An 8,691-nucleotide genomic window follows, 5' to 3' on the forward strand; every position below is an offset into this window, starting at 1 on the left:
ATTTAATCATCAAATTTTTGTCTTAAAATTGTTCCATTATCGTCTATGTAAAGCTTCATTTGATTGTTTAGTTTGATTTTATAATAAGAAATTTTTCTTTCTATTTCTATGATTGCTGTATTAGGGTAGATATTTTTGATGGTATTTTGTATTGTTAAAGGTAAAATCGCATAATTTAACGAGCTGAAATTTTCAGCCTCTTTAAATTCTCCATTAAGCGAAAACTCAATCTCACTTCCATCACTTAAATAAATCTCATAAGAATAACCATCTTGTTCTACTAGGCCTATTTCTGCATTAAAATAATCTTTGATAAATTGTTTGATATTTACCGGTAAAGAATCAGGTGCTATAACTATACCTGCATTAAGGGTATTTAGAGTGATCAAAAAAGCAAAAGCTAGTTTTTTCATTTTTAACCTTATTTTATTTTTTGACGATATTGTATCTTATTAGTGTGAATTTTATGTGTAAGCTAGAATTTAAATAGCTTTTTGTTATAATTATTAAAAATACAAAGTAGGGTAATGATAGCTTCTTTTCTAATTGCTTTAAATATTGTGATATTTGTCTTTGTGAATTATCTTTATTTTGGATCCTTAAATTTAGATGCTATTTTGGGTTTAAATTTATTTTTCTTTCAAGGATTTTACTGGCAAATTCTAAGCTCAATGTTTATGCATGGAAATTGGCCTCATTTGATTTTAAATATGATAGTGCTTTTTCAATTTGGCTCTATGCTGGAAAAATACTTAAAAAGCTTTAAATTTGCTTTGCTTTACTTAATTGGTGGAATTCTTTGCTCTTTGCTTAGTGTTTTTTATGTGTATTTAAGCTTTGATGGTAGTTTTGTAAACGTAGTGGGCGCAAGTGGTGCCATATGTGTTTTAATGGGATATTATGCATATTTGGATAAAACCGCCACTAAAGGACTTATCATAGCTATATTATTAATGAGTTTTGTACCTATTTTTATGGGTGTAAATATAGCTTGGTATGCACATATTTTTGGCTTTATATGCGGATATGTTTTGGGTAAATTTAAGGTTATAAAATGAAATATATCTATTTTATCCGTCATGCTAAGGCTCAAAAAGAAAACTACGAACAAGATTTACAACGAGAGCTTAGTTCTAGTGGAAAAGATGATCTAAAAACTATGATTTATAGGATTAAAGATTTAGAATTTAAAGCCCAAAGTATCGTTTCAAGTCCTGCTAGGCGTTGTATAAAAACAGCGCAAAAACTCTGCAAAAGCTTTTCTTTAAAAGAAAAAGATATCAAGATAGAAAAAAACTTTTATGATGGTAATTTAGAAGATGTATTAAATTTTATAAAAGAATTAAAAGAGAGTAGGGTAGTGCTAATTATGCATAATCCTTTATTGCAAGAACTTTGTGAATATTTAGCTCATATAGATTTAGAAAACTTTCCAACTTCTGCTATTTTATGTATGCAATTTGATATAAAAGAATTTAAAGATATAAAAGAACACAGCGGGGAAGTTGTGTTTTTTGATTATCCTAAAAGTCAAGAAAATAACTAATCTACATTTTTAAACTTCAATTTTATTTAAGTAAAAATACAAACTAAAATTTAGTTGAAATAAAAAATATACATCTTTAGTCTTTCATAGCTACATAAAATAACTTATAATATTTTTCAAAAAATTATACTTATTTTTTTATGGATAAGTTATTTTCACTCAAAAATTAAAATGCTTTAAAATACTATATTATAGGTATTTTAAAATATATTTTACTTATGAAAGTGTAGATAAATATAAAAGTTTGAAAATTATAGTTTTCAATACAAAATATATATAATTTCAAGATTTTACTATTTATCATATAATTTTACATATATATTAAGTTTAAGTTAAAATATTTTTATAGACTAAAAAAGCTAAAATGATGAGTAAAAAGGAAAATAAATATAAAAGTTTAGCTTGTATGGAATTTTTGGTTTTATTTGGATTTTTGGATTAATCTTGAAAGTTGTCTTGCTAAAAGTTTGGCACTATTTTCATCTTTGCTAAGTTTTTTCATATTTTCTCTAAATTCATAAAGTCTTTTTTCTTGTGCAAAGTCATTTGAAGTATTATTTTGTTTTGAGGTATTGCTTTGGTTTGCTTGCTTTTGCGTGGTTTTTTTCTTAAAAAACATATTATCACCCTATTTTGTTTTTATAATTATAGCTTGATATTTTTTAAGTAAGATTTTTTTATAATTTTTATATTAATTTTTAAAGGAAAAAAGTTTGAAAACCATAGGTTTAATAGGTGGAATGAGTTATGAAAGCACACTTAGCTATTATGAAATAATCAATAAATTAACAAATGAAAAATTGGGAAAATTACACAGCGCTAAGATAGTTTTAACTAGCGTTGATTTTGAAGAAATAGAAGAATGTCAACGCAAGAATGATTGGCAAAAAGCAAGTGAAATTTTAACCCAACATGCCCTACTTTTGCAAAAATGCGGAGTTGATTTTATATTAATTTGTACTAATACTATGCATAAATGTTATGAACATATACAAAAAAATATTCAAATTCCTATCTTACATATAGCTAAAGCTATGCTTTTAGAGCTTCAAGAGCAAAATATAAATAAAGTATTATTGTTAGGGACAAAATACACTATGCAAGAAGATTTTTATAAACAACTTTTAATTAACTCAAAGATCGAAGTTTTTATTCCCAAAAATGATGATATTTTAAAGCTTAATGATATTATTTTTAATGAGCTTTGCAAAGGTATTATAAATAAAGACTCAAAAAAATATCTAGATGATTTGATTGCTCAATTTCCGGAGGTTCAAGGAGTAATTTTGGGTTGTACTGAACTTGGTTTAATTGTAAAAGAAAGCTCTAAAAAGCTATTTGATAGCGCATATATTCATGCAAAAATGGCTACTTTGAAAGCCTTGGAGAATGAGTGATGAAATATCCTCTAGATTGTGAAGAAAATTTTGAAAAGTCCTTTTTATTTTGGCTTTGTAGATATGTGAAATTTAAGCTTAATTCTTTATCAAATAAGGAATTAAAAGACCCTCAAGCTTTGGCTGTAGTAAATTTAGCCTTAAGCAAGGGTGTTAAAAATATACAAGAACTTGATGCTTATGTAAAAAAAGCAAGAAATGCAGGACTTAGCGGTGTAAATACGTATTTTAATCCTTTGAAAAAACTTTATGAGTATTTGTTATTTTATAAGCTTTATTCGCTAAAACAAATCGATGAAGAGCTTTTAGTGGAAATTTTAGCAAGTATTAGCGCTTCTTTATCTGATGCGAGTAAGAAAAATTATCGCATAGCTGTGATTAATTTTTTTGCATTTTTAGATAAACAAAATGAAGAAGATCAAAAAGCGCATATTTTTGATATTAATCTTAAAAATTGGGCAGGTATAAGTGGTTCTAAAGGAGTTAAACTGCCTGAATATATGAACGAAGATGAAGTGAGTAAATTTTTAGATGCTATTGATAATACAGATTTTAAAAGCAACACTATACGCAATCGTTTGATTATTAAAATCATCATTTTTACAGGAATTAGGGTTAGCGAGGCTATTAATATAAAATTAAAAGACATTAGCGAAGAAAATGATCTTTATATCATACGTATTAGAGCTAAAGGCAATAAATACCGCGTTGTGATGATTAAAAAAGAGCTTATAGAACATCTTTTAAAAGATGTAAAGGTAAATTATCTTTCTTGTGATGGACTTTTATTTGTCAATCGCAATGGTAAAGCCTTAACCCAAGCTTATGTTTCGCGTATAGTAGAACAAATTTTATTTAAAGCAGGAATTCGCAAGCAAAAAAACGGAGCACATATGCTAAGACACACTTTTGCTACCCTACTTTATAAAAAACAAAAAGATTTAGTTTTAGTCCAAGAAGCACTAGGCCATGCAAGTTTAAATACTTCAAGAATTTACACACACTTTGACAATGAAAAGTTAAAATTGGCTGCAGAAGTAGCAAAAAAACTTCACGATAGAACTTAAATTTTTATAAAAAAATCCGATATATCCTTAAAGAAAGGATATATCATGCAAATAAATGATTATGCTAGTAAAATTAATCCTTATATTTTAAACACTCAAAAAGAAGAAAAAGAAAGTAAAGAGAATAAGAATTTTATAGAATTTAAGTTTACACAAGGTGTGAAAGAGCTTGAAAAAAGTGTTAAAGATAATCAAAATAACAGTGAATCTGAAGATCAATTAAGCAAGCTTTATAGCGAGTTAGCTAAGATACAAGCTAAAATTGCAGAATTAAATGCAAAATTACAATCAAGTCAAGATCCGCAAAAAGCTCAAATGATTAATTCTCAAATTCAAAGTTTAAATGCACAAATGCAAAGTATATATGGCCAAATCATGCAAATACTTTCTCAAGCTATGCAAAGTATACAATGATTTTAATGTTTTTTAGCATTTAAAAACACACTAAGAATGATCAAAGCAAAAGCAAAAAGATCAATCACACTATAAATAGTTCCTAGAAATAAAAAACTCATAAAAGCAGCAGCCACAGGTTCTATACAAGCTATCATACTAGCTTTAAAAGCCCCTATTAATTCAACTCCTTTTAAATATAAACAAAAAGCCCCTATTGTGCCTATAAATACAATCGCGCTCATAGCCAAAAAGGAATTTAAAGAAAAATCATGTTTTGGGATATTTCCTTGTAATAATACAAAAAGCAAAAAAGAAGCAAATAAACTAGCTAAACCCATGATTAAAAATAAGCCATATTTTGCTATGATAAGCCTAGCACTCAAAGAATAAAATGCTACTCCAAGAGCTCCAAAAAAAGCCCAAATAACACCTCTTATATCAAGTTTTAAGTTGTTAATATCTCCATTTGTTATAAGTAAAAATAAGGCAAAAAGTATTAAAAATAAAGCGATTAGTTCTATTTTTTTAGGTAAAATTTTATTTTTAAAACACATAAAAAGCATTATGATTAATGGTGCGTTGTATTGTATCATCGTGGCGGTTCCTGCATCGGTATAATAAATAGCCTTAAAATAACCATATTGAGTTATCAATAAACCAAAGATAGAAAAAATCAAAAGAGAGCTAAGTTCTTGTTTTTGCTTTAGTAGTTTTAATTTGAAATTTTTTGCACCCAAAATTATTAAAATAATGCCGGTAAAAAGCAAACGATAAAAACTCACCCATTCAGCAGAATAATGATTTTTAAACAAATACTCAGCCAAAACCCCACTTATAGCCCAAAATATCCCACCAAGTATGACTAGAAAAACTCCCAAAAAACACCTTTAATCTTATTAATTTATATAATATTTGTAGTAAAATATTATTATATCATTATGTATATATTTTAAGGAAAATTAATGACTTATTTAGAGATTGATGGTGTTGAAAAATTAAATGGAGAAGTGATAATAAGCGGTGCAAAAAACGCTGCGCTTCCTTTGATAGCTTCAAGTATTTTAGCTAAAAATGAAGTTCAAATTTCAAATTTACCAAATGTAGCAGATATTTGTACCCTACTTTCTTTGCTTGAAAACTTAGGAGCAAATTATACTTTTAAAGACAATTTTGCGAAAATAAATACAAAACATCTAAATAAAACCATAGCAAAATACGACATCGTGCGTAAAATGCGTGCTTCCATACTTACTTTAGGGCCTTTACTAGCTAGATTTGGAAATTGTGAAGTTTCTTTACCAGGAGGTTGTGCTATAGGCCAACGTCCTATTGATTTGCACCTTTTAGCTTTAGAAAAAATGGGAGCTAATATTGAGATTAAACAAGGCTATGTAGTAGCTAGTGGAGAGCTTAAGGGTGCTGATGTGATGTTTGATAAAATCACTGTTACAGGTAGTGAAAATATCATCATGGCAGCGGCTCTAGCTCATGGTAAAACTAGACTTTTAAATGTTGCTAAAGAGCCTGAAGTGGTGCAACTTTGTGAGGTTTTAGCTAGAGCCGGGCTTGATATACAAGGCATAGGATCTTCTGAGCTTGAAATTTATGGCACAAGTGGAGAGCTTTTAGAATTTAAACCTTTTGAAATCATTCCTGATCGTATTGAAGCAGGAACTTATCTGTGTGCAGGAGCTATCACTAACTCAAAAATCACTCTAAAAAAAGTCAACGCAAGCCATCTTAGCGCAGTTTTGGCAAAGCTAGAGCAAATGGGTTTTAGCTTTGATATTAATGAAGATAGTATTAGTATAAATCCTGCCAAAGAAATCAAACCAGTTGAAATTTTAACTAGCGAATACCCAGGCTTTCCAACGGATATGCAAGCACAATTTATGGCTTTAGCTCTAAAAGCAAATGGCACAAGTATTATTGATGAGAGATTATTTGAAAATCGTTTTATGCATGTAAGTGAGCTTTTAAGAATGGGAGCTGATATAAGATTAAACGGGCATATTGCTACTATAAATGGCACTAAAGAGCTTTTGGGAGCTGATGTTATGGCTACTGATTTGCGTGCATCTTCTGCTTTGATTTTAGCGGCTTTAGCAGCTAAAGGCACAAGTAAAATTCATAGAATTTATCATCTTGATAGAGGGTATGAAAATTTAGAAGAAAAATTTAAAAAACTAGGCGCAAGTATAAGAAGGCTTGAAGAATGAGAGATATTTTTACAACTTTAGATTTTTTAAAAGAACAAATCAAAACAAAAAATGAATTTCAAAGAGTAAATTTGATGCAAGCTTTGGGGCGTATTTTGTATGAAGATGTTTTTGTGAAAAAAAACCTACCCGCTTTTGATAATTCTGCCTTAGATGGCTATGCGCTAAATTATACACATAAGAATGAATTGCTAGAAATAAAAGGAAGCATTTTAGCAGGCGATAAAAATGATTATATTATAGAAAAAAATGAATGCTATAAGATTATGACAGGAGCTAAAATTCCTCAAAATGCAAATACTATTTTAATGTTTGAAGAAGCTTTGCTTGAAGATGAAAAGCTCAATGCTAAAAACGCTAAAGAAAACAATGCCATCCGTTTTAAAGGTGAGGAAGCAAAGCTTGGAGAGCTTTTGTTTAAAAAGGGACAAAAAATCACCTCAGGTATGATAGCTATGCTTGCTGCTCAAGGAATTTATGAGCTAAAAGTCATTAAAAAATTGCGTGTTGGAATTTTTTCAAGTGGAGATGAGCTTGTAGAACCTTGGGAAAATGCTGATGAATACAGCATATATAATGCAAATGCTTTTGGAATTTATGCTATTTTGCAAGATTATGCTGATGTTGAGTATTTAGGACTTATAAAAGATGATTTAAATGCATATAAAAAGCTTTTAAAAAATAAAGAATTTGATATGCTTATAAGCAGTGGTGGGGCTAGCGTGGGTGAGGCTGATTTTATCAAACAAGCTTTGCTTGAGTGTGATTTTAGCCCTATTTTTGAAAAAGTCAATGCTAAACTTTGCAAGCATGTAAAACTTTTTAGCAAAAGCGATATGCTTTTTCTAGCCCTACCAGGAAATCCTTTGGCCTCTTTAGTTTCAACACATATTTTTGCAAAAAATATACTCAATTTACTTTATGGTAAAGAACTTTTGGAATTTGATAAAGCAAGGTTGACTAAAGATTTAAATTTCAAAGGCCAAAGAAATGATTTTGCTTTTGGAAAATTAGTCGATGGATATTTTAAACCAAGCGAAGCTAAATTTGGCTCAGGTATGCTAAAACCTTTATGTGAAAACACGCATATTTTAATCACGCAAATTGATGACATAAAATTAGCAAAAGATCAAGAAGTTAAAGTTTTAAAAATTTAATAGGGTATTACACTACCCTATTTTGAATGATTAATTTCTTGCTTTATCTAAGGTTTTAAAAAGATTATTTAAGATATTTTCTTCATTTTTTTGGTATTTGCTTTGGCGTAATTTCTCCCAAGCATATACGCTATAATCTTTAGAAATCGAACCTATATTTAAATCTGTATTACTAAAAGCATTGTTGCTATCTTTTTTATACTCTTTTTCCTCTTTGTCTTTAAGTGCATTAAGTGTAGCTTGAAATTCATCTGAAGATGTGTTTTTTTCTTTGATTTTTGTCATATTATTTAGGGCTAGCGGACTATTTTTATCATTTACTTGCATGAGAACTCCTTTTTTAAAATTTAATAACTACAAGCAAAAAACATTCCTTAATTTTAAAAACTTGACAATAAAATAAAGTTTTGATAAAATCACACTCTACTTTCAAAATGCGGGAATAGCTCAGGGGTAGAGCACAACCTTGCCAAGGTTGGGGTCGCGAGTTCGAATCTCGTTTCCCGCTCCATTTTTTACACCCTAGTTTGATTTAAAATATTATTTAATTTATCCATTACAGAATTTACATAAGAATTTATACTTTCATTGCTAGGAGACCAGCCACTAGCTTTAGCTTGATTAAACTGATTATCAAACCAAGCTCCGCCATAACCTATGCTTGAATTTTGCCAAGCAATATTATTTTCTTTGGCATAAATTTTAGAATCAAGCCAGCCATCTTGAGCGTGTGCTTTTAAAATTTGTGCAAAATCGACTTTACCTGTCATAATATCATTTAAAGAGGCTAAAGAACCATCAAAACTTTCTTTTGCCATAGTTTCAATATGTGCTTTGGCTAATGGGTTTAATGTTGTATTACCACCTTCTAAAACCTCTCCACCACTAGACTTTAAAAAACTCATAAAT

At 29.1% G+C, this 8,691-nt stretch carries 11 protein-coding genes, 1 tRNA gene and 1 pseudogene; 8 read left to right on the forward strand and 5 right to left on the reverse strand.

The genetic code is table 11. The annotated features are described in order from the left end of the window. Positions 1 to 2: 2 nt before the first annotated feature. The gene (locus L8U98_RS07135) at positions 3 to 413 is read right to left on the reverse strand and encodes a PepSY-like domain-containing protein (RefSeq protein ID WP_263663340.1); all 411 of its coding nucleotides are present in this window, start codon (positions 411 to 413) and stop codon (positions 3 to 5) included. Between the two features lie 114 nt (positions 414 to 527). Between L8U98_RS07135 and L8U98_RS07140 the strand changes: the two genes are divergently transcribed. Together L8U98_RS07140 and L8U98_RS07145 are read left to right on the forward strand one after the other, a co-directional pair. Further along, positions 528 to 1,058 (forward strand): rhomboid family intramembrane serine protease, encoded by a 531-nt coding sequence (locus tag L8U98_RS07140; RefSeq protein ID WP_263663339.1) that lies wholly within the window; start codon positions 528 to 530, stop codon positions 1,056 to 1,058. Then, the gene (locus L8U98_RS07145) at positions 1,055 to 1,546 is read left to right on the forward strand and encodes a SixA phosphatase family protein (RefSeq protein WP_263663338.1); all 492 of its coding nucleotides are present in this window, start codon (positions 1,055 to 1,057) and stop codon (positions 1,544 to 1,546) included. The genes L8U98_RS07140 and L8U98_RS07145 overlap by 4 nt, the downstream gene beginning before the upstream one ends. A 421-nt stretch (positions 1,547 to 1,967) precedes the next feature. On the opposite strand, the gene L8U98_RS07150 is transcribed toward L8U98_RS07145, so the two are convergent. Then, positions 1,968 to 2,165: a molybdenum cofactor biosynthesis protein gene (locus tag L8U98_RS07150; RefSeq protein WP_263725346.1), complete on the reverse strand. Its 198-nt coding sequence runs from the start codon at positions 2,163 to 2,165 to the stop codon at positions 1,968 to 1,970. 94 nt (positions 2,166 to 2,259) lie between these two features. Here L8U98_RS07150 and L8U98_RS07155 point away from each other — a divergent pair, with 94 nt between their 5' ends. Genes L8U98_RS07155 through L8U98_RS07165 form a run of 3 tightly spaced genes read left to right on the forward strand, consistent with a single transcriptional unit; the run spans position 2,260 to position 4,424 of the window. Further along, entirely contained in the window at positions 2,260 to 2,943 is a 684-nt protein-coding gene (locus L8U98_RS07155) for an aspartate/glutamate racemase family protein (RefSeq protein ID WP_263725345.1), read from the forward strand. Beyond that, positions 2,943 to 4,010, forward strand: a complete 1,068-nt coding sequence (locus tag L8U98_RS07160) for a tyrosine-type recombinase/integrase (RefSeq protein WP_263708368.1) — start codon at positions 2,943 to 2,945, stop codon at positions 4,008 to 4,010. The genes L8U98_RS07155 and L8U98_RS07160 overlap by 1 nt, the downstream gene beginning before the upstream one ends. Before the next feature lie 45 nt (positions 4,011 to 4,055). Then, positions 4,056 to 4,424: a hypothetical protein gene (locus L8U98_RS07165; protein WP_263663333.1), complete on the forward strand. Its 369-nt coding sequence runs from the start codon at positions 4,056 to 4,058 to the stop codon at positions 4,422 to 4,424. A 2-nt stretch (positions 4,425 to 4,426) separates the two neighbouring features. Here L8U98_RS07165 and L8U98_RS07170 read toward each other — a convergent pair whose 3' ends face one another. Continuing rightward, complete coding sequence (locus L8U98_RS07170; RefSeq protein WP_263708369.1) at positions 4,427 to 5,284, reverse strand: DMT family transporter; 858 nt, start codon at positions 5,282 to 5,284, stop codon at positions 4,427 to 4,429. Positions 5,285 to 5,368: 84 nt separating this feature from the next. On the opposite strand from L8U98_RS07170, the gene murA reads away from it, so the two are divergent. Both murA and L8U98_RS07180 read left to right on the forward strand, forming a co-directional pair. Further along, positions 5,369 to 6,625, forward strand: coding sequence for a UDP-N-acetylglucosamine 1-carboxyvinyltransferase (gene murA / locus L8U98_RS07175; protein ID WP_039618249.1), 1,257 nt, complete (start codon positions 5,369 to 5,371; stop codon positions 6,623 to 6,625). After that, positions 6,622 to 7,782 carry a molybdopterin molybdotransferase MoeA gene (locus L8U98_RS07180; RefSeq protein ID WP_257928189.1) on the forward strand — a complete coding sequence of 387 codons (1,161 nt, stop codon included), beginning with the start codon at positions 6,622 to 6,624 and terminating at the stop codon, positions 7,780 to 7,782. The genes murA and L8U98_RS07180 overlap by 4 nt, the downstream gene beginning before the upstream one ends. Before the next feature lie 30 nt (positions 7,783 to 7,812). On the opposite strand, the gene L8U98_RS07185 is transcribed toward L8U98_RS07180, so the two are convergent. Further along, complete coding sequence (locus L8U98_RS07185) at positions 7,813 to 8,109, reverse strand: hypothetical protein (RefSeq protein ID WP_087700600.1); 297 nt, start codon at positions 8,107 to 8,109, stop codon at positions 7,813 to 7,815. Between the two features lie 109 nt (positions 8,110 to 8,218). On the opposite strand from L8U98_RS07185, the gene L8U98_RS07190 reads away from it, so the two are divergent. Continuing rightward, positions 8,219 to 8,293 (forward strand) — tRNA-Gly (locus L8U98_RS07190). Between the two features lie 4 nt (positions 8,294 to 8,297). Here the strand turns inward: L8U98_RS07190 and L8U98_RS07195 are convergent. Next, positions 8,298 to 8,691, reverse strand: a pseudogene (locus L8U98_RS07195) (hypothetical protein); the annotation flags it as partial.

The organism is Campylobacter sp. RKI_CA19_01128, from assembly GCF_025771175.1.
Classification (GTDB): Bacteria; Campylobacterota; Campylobacteria; order Campylobacterales; family Campylobacteraceae; genus Campylobacter_D.

What these genes read in the sequence shown, in the direction of transcription:
- L8U98_RS07145 (WP_263663338.1), top strand. Translation starts at nt 1,055, where the DNA reads ATGAAATATATCTATTTTATCCGTCATGCTAAGGCTCAAAAAGAAAAC.
- murA (WP_039618249.1), top strand. Translation starts at nt 5,369, where the DNA reads ATGACTTATTTAGAGATTGATGGTGTTGAAAAATTAAATGGAGAAGTG.
- L8U98_RS07165 (WP_263663333.1), top strand. Translation starts at nt 4,056, where the DNA reads ATGCAAATAAATGATTATGCTAGTAAAATTAATCCTTATATTTTAAAC.
- L8U98_RS07135 (WP_263663340.1), bottom strand. Translation starts at nt 413, where the DNA reads ATGAAAAAACTAGCTTTTGCTTTTTTGATCACTCTAAATACCCTTAAT.
- L8U98_RS07160 (WP_263708368.1), top strand. Translation starts at nt 2,943, where the DNA reads ATGAAATATCCTCTAGATTGTGAAGAAAATTTTGAAAAGTCCTTTTTA.
- L8U98_RS07180 (WP_257928189.1), top strand. Translation starts at nt 6,622, where the DNA reads ATGAGAGATATTTTTACAACTTTAGATTTTTTAAAAGAACAAATCAAA.
- L8U98_RS07150 (WP_263725346.1), bottom strand. Translation starts at nt 2,165, where the DNA reads ATGTTTTTTAAGAAAAAAACCACGCAAAAGCAAGCAAACCAAAGCAAT.
- L8U98_RS07185 (WP_087700600.1), bottom strand. Translation starts at nt 8,109, where the DNA reads ATGCAAGTAAATGATAAAAATAGTCCGCTAGCCCTAAATAATATGACA.
- L8U98_RS07140 (WP_263663339.1), top strand. Translation starts at nt 528, where the DNA reads ATGATAGCTTCTTTTCTAATTGCTTTAAATATTGTGATATTTGTCTTT.